The organism is Sellimonas intestinalis, assembly GCF_001280875.1.
GTDB classification, from domain to species: Bacteria; Bacillota; Clostridia; order Lachnospirales; family Lachnospiraceae; genus Sellimonas; species Sellimonas intestinalis.
The window spans coordinates 145,856-165,423 of sequence record NZ_LGAJ01000009.1 but is presented as its reverse complement, the minus strand read 5'-3'; the positions used below and the strand labels follow the sequence as shown (position 1 = coordinate 165,423).

At 44.7% G+C, this 19,568-nt stretch carries 18 protein-coding genes; all 18 read right to left on the bottom strand.

Annotation, left to right across the window (positions count from 1 at the left end; translation table 11 throughout):
- Positions 1-7 precede the first annotated feature (7 nt).
- A complete protein-coding gene (locus AOA56_RS10260; RefSeq protein ID WP_053769620.1) occupies positions 8-679 on the bottom strand; it encodes a hypothetical protein in 672 nt (223 codons plus the stop codon).
- A gap of 14 nt (positions 680-693) precedes the next feature.
- Positions 694-1,758: a glycosyltransferase family 2 protein gene (locus AOA56_RS10255; protein ID WP_024732092.1), complete on the bottom strand. Its 1,065-nt coding sequence runs from the start codon at positions 1,756-1,758 to the stop codon at positions 694-696.
- A complete protein-coding gene (locus AOA56_RS10250) occupies positions 1,746-2,570 on the bottom strand; it encodes a LicD family protein (protein ID WP_048621484.1) in 825 nt (274 codons plus the stop codon). Before AOA56_RS10250 ends, AOA56_RS10255 begins: the two co-directional genes overlap by 13 nt.
- Positions 2,558-3,655 carry a glycosyltransferase gene (locus AOA56_RS10245; protein ID WP_053769619.1) on the bottom strand — a complete coding sequence of 366 codons (1,098 nt, stop codon included), beginning with the start codon at positions 3,653-3,655 and terminating at the stop codon, positions 2,558-2,560. The genes AOA56_RS10250 and AOA56_RS10245 overlap by 13 nt, the downstream gene beginning before the upstream one ends.
- A gap of 2 nt (positions 3,656-3,657) precedes the next feature.
- A complete protein-coding gene (locus AOA56_RS10240) occupies positions 3,658-4,767 on the bottom strand; it encodes a glycosyltransferase family 1 protein (RefSeq protein WP_048621482.1) in 1,110 nt (369 codons plus the stop codon).
- Positions 4,767-5,831: a glycosyltransferase family 2 protein gene (locus tag AOA56_RS10235; RefSeq protein ID WP_024732087.1), complete on the bottom strand. Its 1,065-nt coding sequence runs from the start codon at positions 5,829-5,831 to the stop codon at positions 4,767-4,769. Before AOA56_RS10235 ends, AOA56_RS10240 begins: the two co-directional genes overlap by 1 nt.
- A gap of 12 nt (positions 5,832-5,843) precedes the next feature.
- Positions 5,844-6,941, bottom strand: coding sequence for a UDP-galactopyranose mutase (gene glf, locus AOA56_RS10230; RefSeq protein WP_048621481.1), 1,098 nt, complete (start codon positions 6,939-6,941; stop codon positions 5,844-5,846).
- Between the two features lie 3 nt (positions 6,942-6,944).
- Positions 6,945-8,339 (bottom strand): sugar transferase, encoded by a 1,395-nt coding sequence (locus AOA56_RS10225; RefSeq protein WP_053769618.1) that lies wholly within the window; start codon positions 8,337-8,339, stop codon positions 6,945-6,947.
- Between the two features lie 272 nt (positions 8,340-8,611).
- Entirely contained in the window at positions 8,612-9,508 is an 897-nt protein-coding gene (locus AOA56_RS10220; protein WP_024732086.1) for a nucleotidyltransferase family protein, read from the bottom strand.
- Between the two features lie 31 nt (positions 9,509-9,539).
- Complete coding sequence (leuA, locus tag AOA56_RS10215) at positions 9,540-11,201, bottom strand: 2-isopropylmalate synthase (RefSeq protein WP_024732085.1); 1,662 nt, start codon at positions 11,199-11,201, stop codon at positions 9,540-9,542.
- Positions 11,202-11,228: 27 nt separating this feature from the next.
- On the bottom strand, positions 11,229-11,492 hold the full coding sequence (locus tag AOA56_RS10210) for an HPr family phosphocarrier protein (protein ID WP_024732084.1): 264 nt from the start codon (positions 11,490-11,492) through the stop codon (positions 11,229-11,231).
- Positions 11,493-11,507: 15 nt separating this feature from the next.
- The gene (locus AOA56_RS10205; protein ID WP_024732083.1) at positions 11,508-12,773 is read right to left on the bottom strand and encodes a CdaR family protein; all 1,266 of its coding nucleotides are present in this window, start codon (positions 12,771-12,773) and stop codon (positions 11,508-11,510) included.
- Complete coding sequence (gene cdaA / locus AOA56_RS10200) at positions 12,754-13,632, bottom strand: diadenylate cyclase CdaA (RefSeq protein WP_048622222.1); 879 nt, start codon at positions 13,630-13,632, stop codon at positions 12,754-12,756. Before cdaA ends, AOA56_RS10205 begins: the two co-directional genes overlap by 20 nt.
- 71 nt (positions 13,633-13,703) lie before the next feature.
- Positions 13,704-14,831 carry a hypothetical protein gene (locus AOA56_RS10195; protein ID WP_053769617.1) on the bottom strand — a complete coding sequence of 376 codons (1,128 nt, stop codon included), beginning with the start codon at positions 14,829-14,831 and terminating at the stop codon, positions 13,704-13,706.
- Positions 14,824-15,231: a hypothetical protein gene (locus AOA56_RS10190; RefSeq protein ID WP_053769616.1), complete on the bottom strand. Its 408-nt coding sequence runs from the start codon at positions 15,229-15,231 to the stop codon at positions 14,824-14,826. Before AOA56_RS10190 ends, AOA56_RS10195 begins: the two co-directional genes overlap by 8 nt.
- A 47-nt stretch (positions 15,232-15,278) precedes the next feature.
- Positions 15,279-15,986, bottom strand: coding sequence for a ComF family protein (locus AOA56_RS10185; RefSeq protein ID WP_053769615.1), 708 nt, complete (start codon positions 15,984-15,986; stop codon positions 15,279-15,281).
- A gap of 44 nt (positions 15,987-16,030) precedes the next feature.
- The gene (gene recD2 / locus AOA56_RS10180; RefSeq protein ID WP_048621475.1) at positions 16,031-18,241 is read right to left on the bottom strand and encodes an SF1B family DNA helicase RecD2; all 2,211 of its coding nucleotides are present in this window, start codon (positions 18,239-18,241) and stop codon (positions 16,031-16,033) included.
- Positions 18,242-18,387: 146 nt separating this feature from the next.
- The gene (gene mreB, locus AOA56_RS10175) at positions 18,388-19,386 is read right to left on the bottom strand and encodes a rod shape-determining protein (RefSeq protein WP_024732077.1); all 999 of its coding nucleotides are present in this window, start codon (positions 19,384-19,386) and stop codon (positions 18,388-18,390) included.
- Positions 19,387-19,568: the final 182 nt, after the last annotated feature.

Below are 19,568 nucleotides of genomic sequence, written 5' to 3'. Positions count from 1 at the left end.
CTGTGCTTTATTTCTTTCTTACAAATAATATCGTGATCACAAATAATCCGCCTAAAACTCCCAAAACTCCGGCAAGAGCAAATTCTTTCACTTTAAAAGTATTCTCTGCCTCCACGATCTGATTCCTGATATATGTCTTCTCTTTGGCAACTTCATATTTCAAATCCTTTTCTACCAAAGAAACACTTTCCATTGCTTTCTCTATATAGTCATTCATCATCTCTTCCATAACAGGCTGGATTTCTTCCTGTTTCGATTCCGCAATCACTTTATAGAATCTCACTTCATAGATCATGGAATTCGGTACATGGTAAAGCTGGAATTGTTCCTGGATCCATTCTACCTGATACTTCAGAGCCATATTTCCCCATCCGGGACAGACTTGTTCCATATCATAGTTTTCTGTATAAGAATCCGCAAGCTCAGACAACAATGTACTTCTTGTCCACAAAAGACTCATATCGTAATCTAACGTTTCACCTGTCTTCGTGCTTTCCAGTGAAGCTACGTCAATATTTAACAGACGGTAAACATCTACTTCGATAGATTTTCCGGCTCCGCCTTTTTCTTTTGCGTATAAATAAGACTGTCCGAAATAGGCTGCTCCTCCTATCACAAGTACCGCTAAAAGAAAAATATACCATTTCCTTTTTAAATGTTTTAAATATTCTAAAATCATAGATGTCTCCTTTTTTATTTTCTCAATTTTTTCCACAATATGAATTTATAATATAGATCCGCCAATATCAGAAGTATCATATACCACTGTCTGTCAAAAAGAACCGCCATCCATTTCCTTTGCTTCGGCAAATTTCCCAACTGCTCTTTCTTATGAAATATCCGAAACACTTTTTGGGAGCGTACCCATTTTAACGCCTTTTTCTTGTCCCGATATCCATAATTACACCCTCTTCTTTCAAAAAGGAAGAGAATATCTATTAGATAATCCGTTGCTCTTAATACCCATGTAAACGTAGTCCCATACTCCTGATTCATTCTACGCAGGAGATGATACTCTGCCTCCGCTGCCTTTACATTTGCTTCGATCTGATTTGGATGAAACTTCTTTGAAGTACTATGCTGATATCTCTGATAATGAATATATCCCACATAATCCATAATCACTTGTCGTTCCGGTATCAGATACATCTGATTGTTAAAAATCCAATCTTCGTATCCCATAATCACAGACTCATCAAACATCAACTTTTTATCCTCAAACAGAGTCCGGCGATAGATTCCATTCCAGATCATATTAAAATATCCACTTCGGTAGATATTCTGATATTCCTCTCCACATTGTTCTCTTGTTATAATCAGTTGTTGTTTTATACAATTATCCCGGACTTCTTTGGCTCCATTCGGGAAATCCTCTTCTACACGATATCCAAACTTGACAATATCTGCCCTATATTTTTTCGCATACGAGCAGGATTTTTCCATAATATCTTCGACAAGTTCATCGTCATTATCAATAAAAGTAATGAATTCGCCCCTGGCTTCTTTGATTCCCCGGTTTCTTGTCTTCGTAATTCCCTGGTTTTCCTGATGAAACACACGAATTCTTGCATCCTCTTTCGCATAGGCATCACATAATCTCCCGGACGCATCCGATGAACCATCGTCGATCAAAAGCAGCTCCCATTCTTTCATGGTCTGCCTCTTTACACTTTCTACAGCCAGATATAAAAATGTTTCCGAATTATATACCGGCATGATAATACTGATTTCTGGTATATTGTTTTCTACTTCCACCATATTTTTCCTCTGTGCGACGCCACTCTTTTTTCCTTGGGCGGCATCTGCATATAATCACCATATAAATTTGTCAGATACTTCTCATATCCCTCAGGCGCATAAAATCGCTTTCCCTCAAATTCCATTTCAATCATATTGTCAAAATACTTTCTCTCAATCAACTCGCGCTCGATACCCGCGCCGCCAACCGCGCTTGCGATCCATTTGGAATCCTGGAACGTTTCCTGTTTCACATACTTCATCATATAATGATAACATCTTTTAATACCGATGATTTTTATCAGTCCATTGGCGGCAGATTTAATCATTTGATTTTTCAGATTTCTCTCTTTATTTTTAATTTCATCTTTTTTCAGCGCTGCTTCCCAGATTCTGCTGCGTAAACGAATAATCTTCATCAAACGCTGCATTGCTTTCTCTTTTTGATTTCCCATCCCGTCAATCGGAAAAATATCGATAAATACTCCCATCTGATGAAGGTCTTTCCCGATTTCTTCCACAAGCCTGGTTCTGGTATCCACTACTTTTGCAAACGTATATGGATATCCCTTGGTACATTCAATAGCAAGCAGTTTATAGATGGGATGCTTTTTGTGGCTCATGATTTTGATAAACTGTTCATAGTCCTCCCTTGGCATAGCGATATCGATGTCGTCATCCCATGGAATAAAGCCCTGATGTCTGACCGCTCCAAGAAGCGTACCTCCAGCGAGGTAATATCGTATGTGGTAATGCCTGCAAATTTTGTCGATTTCCTGCAGCATTTCCAGTTCTATTTTTTGAAGCTCTTTTAATTCTGTTATTTCCCGCATGATTTTTCCCTCTTACTGTCCAGGCATTTTCTTATGATATTTTTGTCCAGCGGATGTTTCAGGTCATACCCCTGTTTCATTACCTGTTGTCCCTGATTGTTCCGTTCCATTCCTCTACATCTTATGATTTCATCCGCCCAGCGTGCTTTATCATCTAAGGAAAGGAATTGGCAGTTTCCCGTAATATCGGTTTCTCTTGTCACACAGTCCGAAAAGAGACACGGCAGTCCACTTGCCTGCGCCTCGATTCCTACAATCGGAAGTCCTTCATAAAATGATGGAAGAATAAACACGTCTGATGCCTGCATAATCTCATTTACATCCTGCCGTACACCTAAAAATCGGATGCGCTCTGTCACATGCTTTGCTTTTGCATATTGCCTGACTTCCTCTTTCATATCTCCGGTACCTACAGACAGCAAAATGACGTCTTTGTCTTTTTTTACGGTTTCCGCCAGGATGTCAATCACTCCCTTAGGATTCTTTTGATGGGTCAGCCGGCCAACATGACAAATCACAAACTGATCCTCTATTCCCAGCTCTCTTCGTTTTCTCGCTCTGACATCCTGATCAAAAAGGTACTTTTCCGTATCAATTTTATTATGTATGACAACAGTTTGTTTCCTTTTCCTTTTTCCAAACAAATATTCCGAAGCGCATTGCGCACACGACATTCGCTGATTTACAGCTAGATTCAGAAAAAATCTGCAAATCTTCTGGACTTTGCTTTTCATCATATCGCCATTATGACTGTGCACCACGCATTTTCTTCCCATAAGACGCGCTGCCATCACCGTTGGAAATACCATCGGATCCATGACATTAAAATAAATCACCCGATATTCCCGATGTTTTCTCAAGAAATGGAAAAACGCTCTCAAATGCGTGAGGATACCCTGTCCTTTCCCCGGAATATAAAATATTTGAGATCCGTTTTCCCTCATCTCTTTTTCAAAAGCCATAGATTCAAAGTGGATGAGAAAATCAAACTGAAATACTCCTCGGAACTCCTTGGTAAGATTGTAAATATAGTTTTCAATTCCCCCGGTAAGATTGGTCATACCATAAACTAATACCTTTTTCATTGTTACCTCGCACTCGCTTCGACATAAAACCGCTCCAGCTTATTTGCTTCCTCAAGCACATCATATCCTGCATTTCTGACATTCTGTGTTCCTGCCGCCCGATCCTCAACACGCATATCGAGCAATGTTTCTGCCCACACATCTTTTTTTTCATTCAAAGATAAAAACACCATATTTTCCGAACATTTTGCTTCTCCCGGAATGGTATCTGTACAACAGCATGGCAGTCCTGCCGCCTGCGCTTCAATCAATACGATGCCGAGCCCTTCCGCAAAAGAAGGAAAGGCAAACACATCCATCGCCTGAAGCCATTCATTTACATTCTTTTTGATTCCTAAAAATCGCACCTGGCGTTCCATTCCTTTTTCACTGACCTGCTTCTTCACATCGTCCATCGTTTCGCCCTCTCCGATCAAAAGAAGCAGGGCATCTTTTTCCTTTTCCAATACCTTTTCAAAGACGTCTACAAGGAATTTATGATTCTTATTTTCATTAAATCTTCCCACATGCCCAATTACCAGCTCTTTATCTGCTCCCAGCTCCCGGCGCAGCCTTTCTCTTACCTCGGTTTGGAAAGCATACTCTTCTGTCCGAATCGCATTATGAAGTACCTGTCCCCTTTCTTGAAATACCTGATCACCAAACAGATAATCCCCTGCCATCTTGGAACATGCCATCACATCTGTGCAATATCTTTCAAACGCATGCCTGCTGACAGACGCAATCAGCTCTTTCACAGGCGACGTCATTCCCACACTATGACTATGCGCAATTCGTACCGGTACTTTGTATTTTTTCCCATACCACAGTGCAGGCAAACTCATAATCGCCTCGTGTCCATGGATGATGTCATATCCTCCCTGTTTCACAATTTTCCTGATCTCTGCCAAAAAACGGATGGGATTTTTTTTATAGCTGGTAACAAGAAAAACTCTCCCACCCATTTTTTTAATTTCAGCATAGCAATTATCTTCTCTTTTGTCCCAGCACACAAAATCCATGCGGAATTTTTTCATGTCCATGGCTCGCAAGTAATTCATCAGAAAGCAAGCCACTCCACTGTCAGAATTCATATTGGCAATATTCAAAATTCTGATTCTCTGATCTCTCATTATCTTCCCGCCTTTAATTTGGTAAACAGTTTCGTGTTTTTCGTCTTTACAAAGGTAATCACCTTTGCCTCCAGATAGGTAAGCCAGGTGCTCTTCCAACGAACCGGCAGAAGCATCACTTTCATATAGAAAGATCTTGGTCTTGCCACTTTCACCATCTTACCTACTCTCGGATTTGCCAGCATCTTTTTGATCTCGGCACGTTTTTCCTGGTTTGTCATTTCGCATTTCGGATTCGTGACATTTTCCACACAGCCGATGAAACGCTCTACATATCTCCTTGCAATCATCTCTTTACTCTTTGCGTCGCCAACATGCCACTCTTTGTAAAGATCCATCATCCAGCCATGCTCTTCTTCCCGCTTTTCATACATACCCGGACGATAAGCCGCAGTCTCAGACTCGGAGCGTGCCCGCAGGAAGTGGTAGTACTGCTTATGGGTCACGGTCACTCGTTCCACATTTCTTACAATGCTGACATTGAACGGGAAATCATCCCAGAATGTCTCAGGGAAACGCAGATTGTTTTCCATAATATATCTGGACTCAAAGAGCTTATTCCAAGGTGTATAGAGTAGATTTTTGTCAAATAGTTTGTATGCGTTTCTCCGGAACGATTCTTTGTCCGGATAAACAGCATCCTCCACCACGTAATCGTCTGTCACATAATGCTCCTTGTCATAATAGGTGTCAATGAAGAAACCTGCCACCACGAGCTGCGCGTTGTCCCGCTTTGCAAGCTTGTACATATCTTCCAGCATCGTCGGTTCCGCCCAGTCGTCGGAATCCATGAAATACATGTATTCTCCTTTCGCGATCTCGATCGCGGTATTTCTTGCACTTGGAGCGCCGCCGTTTTCCTTATGGATCACATGGATTCTTTCATCCTCCGCAGCATACGCGTCACAGATCTCCCCGCTTTTATCCGGAGTTCCGTCATCGACAATCAGAAATTCCCAGTCCTTTAATGTCTGAGCCTGAATACTCTCAATCGCCTTTCCAACATATTCTTCTACCTTGTAGACAGGCATAATGACGCTGACTTTGATCTTATTCTCTTCCATACTTTTATTCTCCTATTGCAATTCTTTTTCCACAAGCTGGAACGCGGACTCAATCACTTTGTCCATATCGTAGTATTTATATTCTGCCAGCCTGCCGCCGATCAGGAGATGCTCCTCATCAGCTAACGTTCTGTATTTCTGGTATAATTCCTGGTTCTTTTCATCGTTGACCGGGTAATATGGCTCCATCCCCTCTTCCCAGTCTGTTGGATATTCTTTCGTGATGACTGTCTTTTCCTGGGTTCCAAATTCAAAGTGCTTATGCTCAATTACACGGGTATATGGCGTCTCCCTGTCCGTATAATTGACAACCGCCACCCCCTGATGATTCTGTTCATCCAGCACCTCTGTCTCAAATCTCAGGCTTCTGTACTCCAGCTTGCCAAACTGATATCCAAAATATGCGTCCAGCATACCGGTATAGAGCACTTTTCCTCCAAGCGCATTGTACTTTTCTTTATTTTCATTGTAATCTACGCCAAGCTCCACATCGCAGCCTTCGAACAGTGCATCGATCAACACATTATATCCGCCGATTGGGATACCCTGGTAGAGATCATTAAAGTAATTGTTATCATAAGTATAACGTACCGGAAGGCGCTTGATGATAAAAGCCGGAAGATCTTTACAGTCACGTCCCCACTGCTTTTCCGTGTATCCCTTGATAAGTTTTTTGTAAATATCTTCTCCCACCAGACTGATCGCCTGTTCCTCCAGATTCTTCGGTTCCCCTTTGACAGCCGCCTTCTGCCGGTTGATGATCTCCTCCGCCTCTTTCGGGGTCGCAATCCCCCACATTTTGCTGAAGGTATTCATATTGAACGGCATATTGTAGATTTCCCCTTTATAATTTGCCACCGGGGAGTTTGTGTAACGGTTGAACTCCACAAGAGAATTCACGAAATCCCATACTTTTCTGTTGCTCGTATGAAAAATATGGGCGCCGTACTTGTGTACATGGATTCCTTCCACGTCTTCACAGTAAAGATTGCCGCCGAGCGTCTCCCTTTTTTCCACAACCAGACAGGATTTTCCTGCTTTTTTTGCAAAGTACGCAAATGTACCCGCAAACAATCCGCCTCCTACGATCACATAATCATACTTTTTCATGTTTTACTGTTCCTCCGTTTTCGTTTCTTGTGCTTCTTTAAATATATATTTCCGTGTTTCGTTCGTCCGAAAAGCCTCTGTACTGTCAGATTTCAAAAGTACAATCGCAGTCTGGAAAATCAGTTGGATATCTCTCAGGATACTGAACTCTTCAATATAGATCATATCCATCATCAGCTTGTCTTTCGGTGATGTGTTATATTTTCCGGAAATCTGGGCATATCCGGTAAGGCCAGCTTTCACCCGGAGTCTGTAGCGAAATTCCGGAAGCTGGTCTTCATAAGCCCTGACATTTTCAAGCATTTCCGGTCTCGGGCCGACGAAACTCATATCTCCTTTTAAAATATTAATCAACTGCGGAAGCTCGTCCATTCGGATCTTCCGCAGAATCTTCCCTGGTTTGGTAATCCGGTCATCATCATCCGTTACAGAATGGTTCTCCACATGTTCTTTCATGGTCCGAAATTTATATACTTCAAAAACACGTCCGTTCAGTGTCGCACGTTTCTGTTTAAAGAAGATATGTCCGCCGTCATAAGCTTTAATTGCGATAGCACTTACAATCCAGATGGGGGACGTCAGAATCCCAAGCACAATAGCCAGAGACATGTCCAAAAGTTTCTTCATTACCCTCTGCTCCATTGTCCACGCTTTCACATTGGCGTTGAGTACAGAGACATCATCGAGCAGATAGTATTTTGCGCTCATCTCCACAATATCTTCAATCTCCGGATTGAAGTAAATATTAATCTTATTTTTATAGCAGAAACGGACAATCCGGCTTCTAACATCCAACGGTACATCATGGATGAAGACAGTATCTGCCTTTCCCACTGTCTCAAACAGATTCTTGTCTTTATAGTCCATGATGTAGTCGATCTTGTACTGTTTCTTATACTTTAGAATTCCTCTGACAATATTGTCGAGGCTCTCCTGGGACGAAGTCACGATACAGCAGCTTTCCGGCTTATGAATCGTAAAAAACAGCCCGTTTCCACCGTAGGCAAATACGATGATAATCATAACCTGAACAAGAAAACTCAGGAGCAGTGATCCAAGGCTGTCCAACCGGAAAGCATAAATGCTCGGAGTGATCGTATTCATAATCATCAACTGGATATATGTCACAACATCTGTAAACAGAACCGCCAAAGAAAGGGAATAGATGATTGGCTTACTCTTTCTCCGTCCCACATCATATCTGCCGTAAATATTCAAAAACAACAGTCCCACAACACAATAGGTAGAAAATGTGATACCCATTGTTCTGGAAAGAACGCCCAAAGCCCTGTTTTCTCTGGACATAATGAACATAAAGGTGCCCATCAGTAAAATATATAATAATAATTTGATACACAACCACATGGTTGATTCAAATTTTTTCAGTTCTCGTTTCATAAAACACCTCGCTGGTCTAAAACTCTCTATATTATATAAGATTTCTATCCTTTCCGCAAGTTATTAGACCTTAAAAATTTCTTATCTTGTAATAATTTCGTAATATTTCCGCCGGAATTTCCCTGAATTCCCCTGTTCCTCCATTAAGTGATGTAACATTTTCTTTTCTCAATATAAAATTTCCAAGAGTCTTATGAATACAAAAAAAGAGAACATGCAACAGGAAAATTTCCATGTTCATCTTCTCTCTTTTCTTACATAATCAACGTTTTCTAGTAAATTCCGCTCTCAATTAATTCTTTGATTGCATTGACAACACTCTCTTTGTCTTCTTTATATGTCACCCCAAACCATTTATCCCTGGACTGCAGCACAGTGACTTCAGCCTGTCCATCCGCAAGAAGTCCGCCAATGATGGTAGGCAGAAGATACTCTGCTTTCAGATCCTTGGCATCTGTTTTTTCCAGAAATTCCTGGAAACCTTTTTCCAGAATATTCAGAAATTCCGGCTGTAATCCCCACATGTTCATGGAAACCGGAGCTTCAAGTTCGAGCCGTTTTGCTCCGTCCTCTGCCTCGGCATGATCCCCATTTCTGACAATATTGTGTGTCTCAATGATGTTGGTGAGCATACCATTTTCATCCACCTCACAGACACCTCTTGTCACTCCGCCGTTTTCACTAAGCGTGTTTTTCAGGACAAAGCCCACCATGCAGATTGGTTCTTTCCCGGTATTTTCTCTGTTTTCTTTGAGATACTGATATGCCTCCGCATAGGCTTCTTTGCCATAGAAATCATCCGCGTTGATGACGAGAAAAGGCTCTGTCACCTTGCCCCGGCACGCCAAAATCGCCTGCCCCGTGCCCCACGGCTTTGTTCTTTCCTGGAATTTCGTCCGGAATGTTTCCGGAATATCGTCGAGCTCCTGAAAAGCGTACTCCACTGGAATCTGTTTTTCAATTCTGTTTCCGATCACTTCTTTAAAATCTTTTTCCAGATCTTTGCGGATGACAAATATTACTTTGTCAAATCCTGCCTCCACAGCATCCCGGATGGAATAATCCATAATAATTTCCCCATTTGGCCCGACCGGTTCCAACTGCTTAATTCCTCCTCCAAATCTGCTGCCGATTCCTGCGGCCATAATCACTAAAGCTGCTTTACTCATCGTCTGTCTCCTTTTATTATGTTGATTTCCCTTACTTTTCTTCCATCAGTCTGTCCACAGCGCTGAAAAACGCCCGGAAACCTGCCCGTGTAATATTGGCGCTGACGCCAACTCCATAGGTCTCTTTTCCGCTGCGGTTGTCGCGCAGGCAGATGTAGGCTGCCGCCTTTGCCTCAGACCCCTGACTAAGAGCGTGCTGTGAGTAGTCGATCAGAGTAAAGTCCATTCCAGATTCCTCTGTCATCAGCTTTTTCAGTGCGGCAAGAGGTCCGTTTCCTACTGCCTTAGCACTCTTTAATTCCTGACCTGCCATGAAGACCACTTCGATCTCCGTCTCATTTTCCGCCACATCCTCTGCTTTTGCACGGATGAATTCATATGGTGCCTTCCTGCGGAGATACTCTTTCTCAAATACTTCCATCATCGTTGCAGGAGCCACTTCACCCTGGGATTCCGCAATCTTTTGAATGACGTCGGCAAACTCTTTATGCATCCGCTTCGGAAGCTTATATCCAAACTCGCTGTCCATTACAAAGGCTACGCCGCCCTTACCGGACTGGCTGTTGATGCGGACGATCGGCTCGTACTCTCTTCCGATATCGGATGGATCGATCGGAAGATATGGTACTTCCCACCATTCCTGCCTTCTCTCCTGCATGGCCTTCATTCCTTTGTTAATTGCATCCTGATGAGATCCGGAAAATGCGGTAAATACCAGTTTACCGGCATATGGATGGCGCATCGGTACATCCATCTTGCAGCATCTTTCGTATACTTCTTTGATCTCTGTTACATTTTCAATATTGAGTTCCGGATTGATTCCCTGGGAAAACATATTGTAGGCAACGGTCAGAATATCCAGATTTCCGGTTCTCTCCCCGTTTCCAAACAAAGTTCCCTCCACACGATCCGCTCCCGCAAGAAGTGCAAGCTCGGTTGCCGCAACGCCTGTACCTCTGTCATTATGTGGGTGAATACTTAAAATGACACTCTCGCGGTCACTGAAGTGACGGTGCATCCATTCAATCTGATCCGCATATACATTCGGCGTCGTCATCTCCACCGTTGCCGGAAGATTTATAATGATTGGATTTTCTTTTGTCGCTCCCCACTCCTTCTGAACTGCCTCGCATACCTCCAGGGCATAGTCAAGTTCAGTTCCGGTAAAGCTTTCCGGAGAATACTCGATTCTTAAATTCCCCTCGAAATCTTTTGCGTATTTTTTCACCATCTTCGTGCCGTCAATGGCGATCTGCTTAATTTCTTCCTTTTCTTTCTTAAATACAACCTCTCTTTGGAGTGTGGACGTGGAGTTGTAAATATGTACAATCGCATTCTTCACACCTTTCAGTGCTTCAAATGTTCTCTCCACAAGATGCTCCCTGCACTGTACCAATACCTGAATCCACATATCATCCGGAATAAGATCATCCTCAACAAGCTTTCTCAGGAAGTCATATTCAATCTGGGACGCTGATGGGAACCCCACTTCGATCTCCTTAAATCCCAATTTTACGAGCAACTGGAACATCTCAATCTTCTCTTCCACCACCATTGGCTCAATTAAAGCCTGGTTTCCATCTCTTAAATCCACGCTGCACCAGATCGGCGCTTTCTCAATCTCTTTGTCCGGCCAGGTACGTTCCGGATACGGAACAACCGGTACTCTTTTGTATCTCTGATAATTCAGCATGTTATCTCACACTCCTCATTCTTTTTTCTATTCTCCCAATCCACTTTCCACAAGCGCTACCATTGTCTCAAGTGCCTGCTCTTCATCCACTCCATCGCAGATAATCTCCATTTCATCGCCACATTTCACGCAGGCTCCCAGAACACTGAGCACACTCTTTGCACTGCTGATTCCCTTATCCGTACGGAATTTGACACTGCAGCAAAACTCTGCCGCAGCTTTACAGAACAGCCCTGCCGGTCTCAGATGCAGTCCTGTGGGATTGCTGATAACGACTTTCCGGCTAACCATATCGCTCTCCTCCAGTTATTCACTTTCCTTATTTTCCACCTGCTCCAGTCTGACCTTGATGACAACATTCTCCGCCAAGGAGCATCCTTCCGGAAGCTTTACTTCTACCGGGACATCATATTCTCCCGGCTCTTTGTAGGTCACCAGATTGATAGACAAGCTGCCCTCATCCAGCTCCAAAGCATCCAAAAGCTCCTGATCTCCCTGTACCTTAATCTCCAGGTTGTTTCCGGATACATAGGAATACTGAAGTCCGTCCTGCAGGTTGTTCACCACAATGGCTCCGGTTGGAATCTCGATCGTCCGGCTGCCTTCCTCCTCGATTCCGATTGTCACCACAACAGCTCCCGCATTCTCGTCGATCAATTCGACTCCATCCGGAAGATATGGCGTAATATCCACCACAACCTCTTCCTTGCTGTCCAGATCCCGGATATTCAACGCACTTGCCGGAATCTCGATTTTGTCAAGATCCTCAAGTACATCTGTGCTTCCTGATACCTGAACCTCTTTTGGCTCTGTCTCAATTCCGGTAAACAGGTAACCGTCCGCTGCCGTAATATACGATGTATCAAAATCAAGTTGAAGTCTTCTTGTATTCCTTACTTCCACCTGTACTCTGACATCATTTTCATCCTTCAGGTCCTGAAGCGTCAACAAAGTATTATCAATCGCTTTTCCATCCGCGTCATAGAATACAAGCTTGGACTGCAACACGGTATCCGACGCGAGTCCGGTCACATCAACCTCCGCCACGACCTTGTCGATCCGTTCGATAATGGACTTCGGACCGTTCACACGTACTTTTTCCGGATCCGCCTTGATCTCTCCGAGCACATATCCGTCCCGTACACTTCCTGTTGTCGTCGGTGTAATCGGGTACGTATTCTGCGCTTCATCTTCGATTGTAACCTGAAGATTCCTAGGATTTGAGTATGCTTCTGAATATTCAACTCCCGGGATCGATACCTCGATAGGAATCTGGGAACCAAGGGACATCTCTTTCATATCCGCATAAGCTTTGATATCATGAACCCTCAGACTATGAAGAACGGATCGCTTCGCACGCACCGTCACCCGGACAGTATCAGTCTCATCCTCGATCTGGTAGGTTTTTCCTTTGCTTGTCACAACTTCCGGATGCAGAATCTCAACTGGTACATTAGAAAACTGTACAGATGTGACCGGATCGTCAAGATTCACGACCACCATCCACAGGAATGCGGCAAGGGCAAGCGACAACAGCTTCAAAGCAAGGTTGTTAGTCAGTTTCTCTTTCATGTTTCCGCCTTCCTTTCCACAGTCTCGCTATCTTTTTCTCCGTATTTTTCGTCTGAATCCGAATCAGACTCTCCTTCAAGTATTCCGGCGTCACGTTCCGCACGAGCTGTCCGCCCTGTGCTACAGAGACATAACCGGTTTCCTCGGAGACCGCAATAACAAGTGCGTCGCTGACTTCACTCATACCGAGAGCTGCCCGGTGCCTTGTTCCAAGTTCCTTGCTGATCTCCATATTATCCGAGAGCGGCAGGTAACAGGTCGCAGACACAATCCGGTTCCCTCTTACGATAATCGCACCGTCATGCAACGGAGTGTTGTGTTCAAAAATATTGATCAAAACCTGGGAAGATACGATACAGTCCAGATAGATACCGGTACTTTCATATTCCGTCAGACGGATGGCCTGCTCTACTACAATCAGTGCTCCGGTCTTGACTTTTCCCATAGCAAAACATGCATCCACGATCGAATCGATCGTGCGGCTGCTGAAACGTTCATTTTCTTTCCCCTTATCAAGCGGCACAATCGCTGTAAGGAACCGCTTTTCCCCAAGCTTTTCCAGCGCCCGCCGAAGCTCCGGCTGAAACACCACAATCGCCGCTATCGCAAGGATCGACACACTGTTCCTTGCAATCCATAAAATCGTATTCATTCTCAGTATGGCCGCAACAAGAATAAACACGGCCAGCACCAGAATTCCTTTTAACAGCATCCACGCCTTCGTGTTCTTAATCCAGACCATAAGCTGATAAATCAGAAACGCCACAATCACAATCTCAACGATATCTGTCCAATAAACATCCGGAAGATACCAGTCCGGAAAATAGCCCCTCAGCGCCTCAAAAAACCGGTTGTTCACTCCTGTCACCTCCCATCCTCTTATACTCACCCATGTTTTTCCCCTTTGATTTTTCTTCTTTGTCTGTATTTTTACTTATCTTCTTTATCATCCAGCTCATTTTTCAGAATCTTTTCCAGATCCATCTCTTCCTGGAGCTGCTTTGCCAGGAGCATCTCCTCCGTCATTCCCGGTATGTAGGACTTTTCTGCCGGTTTTTCTGCCGGAGCCGGCGAAGCTTCCGGTGATTCCTTCATCGGATGCTCTTTCGATTTACTTTCATGCTTTCTCAGATCCGTCTTCCGCCTGCTGATCTTTTTCACGCGCTTTTCCGGAACTGCCACGGATACTTTCGGAATCGCCTTTACATAGTAATAGTACTCATCATCCTCATACTGGAACTTCTCCGCTTTAGAATAATCGACAGAAAAAATGAAAAACTCTAAAATCAGCGCCAGTGCGACGGAAATCATGTTTCCAAAAATCAGCGTCACATAGTCGATCGGAGTAGAAAAAACAATACTTCCTGCCACAATCACAATGATGTCCGCCACAGCCCCTGATGCCACAGCGATCTTCCAGGACTGATCAAACTCACTCTTTCTCAGTGTATAGACAACCAGTACCGCTACAACAAACGATGCGATGTAGATCCACATTTCCTTATTCTGCAGAATCCGGGACGCAAACAGAGAGATCTCCCCTGCCATTCCGCTGGCACCGGTCACTGCTGTAGCCGATGTCTCCAGATAGCTGATCATGGAGTAAATCATCGTACCAAAAATAATCGGAATGATACAGCTTGGCGTCCCCATAAGCGCAAAGGAAATCGGGACAGCAAAGGGAATCTTAAAAAGATACGCTACCATAACGAGCAGCACGATCATGGACGTCTCCGGAGTAAATCGGAAATAAAAAATGAACATAATCGCAAAAAGTGCTGCCGTTACTGCCATCACTCCCATGGACAGGGCAAAAATATGAATCAGAATCAGGACAGCCGCCGCCAGGACTGTCAGTGTTCCCGGCAAAAACGCACAGATCAACGCCAGGATCAGGGCAACAATCGGATTTGAAACTGCTTCCATGTAACCGATCTTCGAATTGATCAGATAAAATACTATAAACGCGAGAAGAAAATGCACGATCTTATCCACTTCTTTTGAGTACCTCGCATAGAAAGCCTGCAGCTGCTCCTTCAGGACAAATAAATTACTCATTCTTTTTCTTCCTTTCTTTGCTGTAGAATTTATCCAGCTGCGTCAGCATACGGATATAGCGTTTTACTCTTCCCTTTGCTCTGATATGTTTCTTCTGATAAAATCCGGACGCAAACAGTCCATAAGAAACAACAAGAATCAGATATAACGCAACGGCCGCAAGTACAAACAGAACAATCGCAAACAGACCTACGTTGCTCAGAAAGGTCTCCACAAATGCCGCCGCAAATACTCCAAACAGAACCACATAACCAATCGTGACCCAGATAACGGTAAAAATCGTCTGATAGCTGACATAATCCTTTTTATAGTAAGAAGCGATCTTGAAATCCTCTTTTCCATACTTTTCTTCATAAAGTGCCATCTTATTCATCAACTTTACTTTTTCTTCGTTAACCATATTCCACCTTCCTGTCATCAGAAAAACTATGTTCAGTATATCAAAAATCAAATATCTTGTCCAATACTTATCGTTAAAAAGAAAACTTGCCGCACCCCCGACTTTTTCAGTATTTTGGCCGCTTCATTCACGGTATTCCCGGTCGTATAAATATCGTCAATCAAAAGTATCCTTTCCAGAGCTATGGTTTGACGTTCAACCCAGAAACTCCCCTCAAGATTATGTGCTCTTCCACGGCGGTCCAATGTCTTCTGCGCTGCCCTGGATTTTCTCTTATGAAGCAGCTTTCTCTCCACCGGGATTCCCGTTATCCTTCCAAGCTCCCTGGCCAGAACTTCTGCCTGGTTGTAGCCTCTCCTGCGCCTTTTCTTATGATCCATAGGAACTGGCACAATCGCCTGTACGTTCCATTTCCGGATCAATCTATCAAACTGCTCTTTCATCACCCCGGCATAGTACCTGGCATACACTCTGCGGTTGTGAAACTTAAACTGGTAGACGGATCCGCTCACCGGCGGGCGATGAACCCAGAGACTCCGTCCACGGTCATAGTAACACATTCCCGTTTCCACCCTCTCTTTGCAGTCTTTACAGAACTCCGTCCTCTCATCCCGGAGTGGCTTTCCGCATTTTTTGCAGGCCGGCTCCCTCGCCCAAAAAAGATTTTTCTTACAGTCTTCGCAACTCCCCTTTGTGTACGCCTTTCCACAGAAAGGACATACGTCTGGGTATAACAGTTTCCCAATGATATTCATTTGTGTTTCTTCTGATTCTTCCCCCGATCAGATGATTTGTCTCCCTACAAAATCTCCTGAATCCGCTCTGCAAGCGACGTATTCCGCTTCTGCTCATCCACATTTTGAATCATCTCACGAAAAACAGTTTCGTTTCCTACCAGTGTAACACATTTTTTCGCTCTTGTAACCGCTGTATACAGCAAATTTCGACAATAAAGCTGTCTCGGTCCCGCAAGCAGCGGGATGACGACTGCCGGATACTCGCTTCCCTGTGATTTATGGATGGTTATCGCATAAGCAAGCTCCAGTTCATCGAGCATCTTAAACGGATATTTTACCTTTCTTTTTTCGTCAAACTCTACTTCCACAGTCTCATCATATGTATGGATTGCCGTCACGATACCAATATCTCCATTAAAAACTCCGACGCCCTTGTCCACAACCAGACCGTATTTCGTTGCGATCTCCCACTCAAGCTGATAATTATTTTTCGTCTGCATGACCTTATCTCCGACACGGAACAGTCTTTCCCCATATTCCTTCTCCTGCTTTTTGACAGAAGGCGGGTTTAAATACTGTTGTAAAATCCGGTTCAGCCGCTCCACTCCAAGCAGTCCTTTCTTCATTGGAGCAAGCACCTGAATATCTGTCATCTTCGCCTTTACATAGCGGGGCAGTTTTTTCTGGATCAGAGTCAGAATCACACTGATAATGACGTCCGCATCCTGGCGTTTCAGGAAAAAGAAATCCCTGCTCTTATTATCCAGACGCACTTCTTCCCCCGCATTGATCCGGTGAGCATTGACGACGATATCACTTTCCTGTGCCTGCCGGAAAATCCGGGTCAGCATCATCACCGGAAATGCATGGGACTCAATCAGATCCTGAAGGACCTTCCCCGGTCCCACCGACGGGAGCTGGTTGCGGTCGCCCACAAAGATCACTCTCGTCCCCGGAACCACCGAGGACAACAGTGCGTGCATCAATGCAAGATCCACCATGGACATCTCATCAATAATCACCACATCCGTCTCCAGCGGATTGTCCTGATTTCTTCCAAATCCACCTTTGCTGCTCTCCTCCGGACTGCCGCTTACTTCTAAAAGCCGATGAATCGTCTGCGCTTCATAACCCGTCGTCTCTGTCATCCGCTTTGCCGCACGCCCGGTAGGAGCCGCCAGACGGATATCCATTCCCTCACTTAGAAAATAACGGATCATCGCATTGATGGTCGTTGTCTTTCCTGTACCAGGTCCTCCGGTCAAGATGAATATCCCATGCTTTACCGCCTCCGCCACTGCTCTTTTCTGCTGTTCATCCAATGTAGATTCTGTCTCTTCCTCCAGCTTGTCAATCCTTCTGCGGATCAGATCATCTGGTTCGTCATAGTTTATATTCAGCTCCTTTAACATCCGGGCCGTGTTCATTTCCATATAGTAATATTGGGCCGGATAGACACGCACCTTTTCCCCATCCTGCTTCAGAACCACCTTTTTGGTCATCGCAAGATCCATCAGATATTTCTCAATATCTTTCAGCTCCACCTCCAAAAGCTGCGCCGCTCTCTCTGACAGTACATTCTCTTCCAAGTATACATGTCCCTCCTGCACACTTTGGAGCAACGTGTAAAAGATGCCACTCTGAATACGGAAATCCGAATCAGTGTGAATCCCGATCCGCGAGGCTATCTCATCCGCTGTCCGAAAGCCGACGCCCTCAATGTCGTCCGCGAGCTTGTACGGATTCTCCTCCAGAACACTGTAGGTGCCAAGTCCGTATTTCTGGTAAATCTTAACCGCCAGATGAATGGAAATTCCGTATTTTTGCAAGTATATCATGGCCTGTCTGAGGTCTTTTTTCTCCTCCACCTGCACACAGATCTCTCTTGCCTTTCTCTCACTGATACCTTTGATCTCCGCCAGCCGCTCCGGCTCTTCTTCCATAATGCGAAACGTATCTTCCCCGAATTTGGCGACGATTTTCCCTGCAAGCGCGGGCCCGATTCCTTTGACTGCTCCGGAACCTAGGTATCTCTCAATGGATTCCCTGTCCTCCGGCTCCTTGATCCTGTGATTTGTCACCTGAAGCTGCATCCCATAGGACGGATGCATGGTGTATTCTCCTTCCAGTTCCAAAAACTCACCCTCGCCGATATAGGAAAACTTCCCGACACAAGTCAGTTCTCCTTCTTCATTATTTAATTGAAATACCGTATATCCATTATCCTCATTCCGAAAGATGATATGGTCGATATATCCTGTAATCTTTTCCAAACCGTGCCTCCATCTGCCGTTCTTCAGCTCGCTGTCACCCGCCGTCGGGCTGCTTCAGACTGCCGTTTGCGGCCTTTTTTCAGAATAGAACAGGACTGCCGCGAAACTCGTACTCTTCTCCCGCAGCAGTCCCTTTGTTGTGACTTCTATACATGAAACTTTTTGTTCTCACTCATAAATTCGACAAACTGTCCGGTGCCGATGGCAACGACCTGCATTGGATCTTCCGCAGTCATTGTATGAATTCCTGTCCGCTCTTCAATCAGCTCCTCAAGCCCACGAAGCAGAGCTCCGCCGCCCGTCAGGACGATCCCTCTGTCCAGGATATCCGCTGAAAGCTCCGGCGGTGTTCTCTCCAGCACTCCGATCACAGCCTCTACAATCTGGCTTGTCGGCTCACGCAGTGCTTCCTCCGTTTCAGAAGAAGAAACTGTCACGGTCTTCGGAAGACCTGTCACAAGATTTCGTCCCCGTACCTCGATCGTCTCATCCTCCACAAGCGGATACGTCGTACCAATCCGTATCTTGATATCTTCCGCAGTACGCTCACCGATCAGAAGATTGTGCTTCTTTCTCATGTACCGCACAATCGCTTCATCAAAATCATCTCCCGCGACTTTCAGCGATGTATTAACAACTGTGCCGCCAAGAGAGATAACCGCAATGTCTGATGTACCGCCTCCGATGTCAACAATCATATTTCCACATGCTTTGGAAATATCGATGCCAGCCCCGATCGCCGCGGCAACCGGCTCCTCGATCAGATGCACCTCTCTGGCTCCCGCCGCAAAAGTCGCCTCCTCTACTGCCTTTTTCTCCACTTCCGTCACACCGCTTGGAACACAGACACTGATGCGTGGCCGCTTAAACGTACGTTTTCCAAGCGACTTCTGCACGAAATACTTGATCATCTTTTCCGTAACTGTGTAATCAGAAATAACGCCCTGCCTTAACGGACGCACCGCTACAATATTCCCCGGCGTCCTGCCAAGCATCAGTCTTGCTTCTTCCCCGATCGCACGAATCTCGCTCGTATCTCTGTCGAACGCTACAACGGACGGCTCTTTGAGTACGACACCCTTTCCTTTCACATATACCAGGACACTCGCTGTCCCAAGGTCAATCCCAATATCTACTACCGCCATGAACTAAACCCCTTTCGCAAATCCATCTATATTCGCTCCTCTTTGGTCTATTATACTTCCTCTTTCGTATGTCAGAACGCATAAACCTCTGGTTCTACGCATACATTTGTTATTATAATCAATCTTCCTGGAAATGGAAAGAGTTTTTTCTCATAATCTGTAAATTTCGTAACAGTTCAGCC

Coding starts and splice junctions, on each gene's coding strand:
- AOA56_RS10260 (WP_053769620.1), bottom strand. CDS start 679: ATGATTTTAGAATATTTAAAACATTTAAAAAGGAAATGGTATATTTTT.
- AOA56_RS10255 (WP_024732092.1), bottom strand. CDS start 1,758: ATGGTGGAAGTAGAAAACAATATACCAGAAATCAGTATTATCATGCCG.
- AOA56_RS10250 (WP_048621484.1), bottom strand. CDS start 2,570: ATGCGGGAAATAACAGAATTAAAAGAGCTTCAAAAAATAGAACTGGAA.
- AOA56_RS10245 (WP_053769619.1), bottom strand. CDS start 3,655: ATGAAAAAGGTATTAGTTTATGGTATGACCAATCTTACCGGGGGAATT.
- AOA56_RS10240 (WP_048621482.1), bottom strand. CDS start 4,767: ATGAGAGATCAGAGAATCAGAATTTTGAATATTGCCAATATGAATTCT.
- AOA56_RS10235 (WP_024732087.1), bottom strand. CDS start 5,831: ATGGAAGAGAATAAGATCAAAGTCAGCGTCATTATGCCTGTCTACAAG.
- glf (WP_048621481.1), bottom strand. CDS start 6,941: ATGAAAAAGTATGATTATGTGATCGTAGGAGGCGGATTGTTTGCGGGT.
- AOA56_RS10225 (WP_053769618.1), bottom strand. CDS start 8,339: ATGAAACGAGAACTGAAAAAATTTGAATCAACCATGTGGTTGTGTATC.
- AOA56_RS10220 (WP_024732086.1), bottom strand. CDS start 9,508: ATGAGTAAAGCAGCTTTAGTGATTATGGCCGCAGGAATCGGCAGCAGA.
- leuA (WP_024732085.1), bottom strand. CDS start 11,201: ATGCTGAATTATCAGAGATACAAAAGAGTACCGGTTGTTCCGTATCCG.
- AOA56_RS10210 (WP_024732084.1), bottom strand. CDS start 11,492: ATGGTTAGCCGGAAAGTCGTTATCAGCAATCCCACAGGACTGCATCTG.
- AOA56_RS10205 (WP_024732083.1), bottom strand. CDS start 12,773: ATGAAAGAGAAACTGACTAACAACCTTGCTTTGAAGCTGTTGTCGCTT.
- AOA56_RS10195 (WP_053769617.1), bottom strand. CDS start 14,831: ATGAGTAATTTATTTGTCCTGAAGGAGCAGCTGCAGGCTTTCTATGCG.
- AOA56_RS10190 (WP_053769616.1), bottom strand. CDS start 15,231: ATGGTTAACGAAGAAAAAGTAAAGTTGATGAATAAGATGGCACTTTAT.
- AOA56_RS10185 (WP_053769615.1), bottom strand. CDS start 15,986: ATGAATATCATTGGGAAACTGTTATACCCAGACGTATGTCCTTTCTGT.
- mreB (WP_024732077.1), bottom strand. CDS start 19,386: ATGGCGGTAGTAGATATTGGGATTGACCTTGGGACAGCGAGTGTCCTG.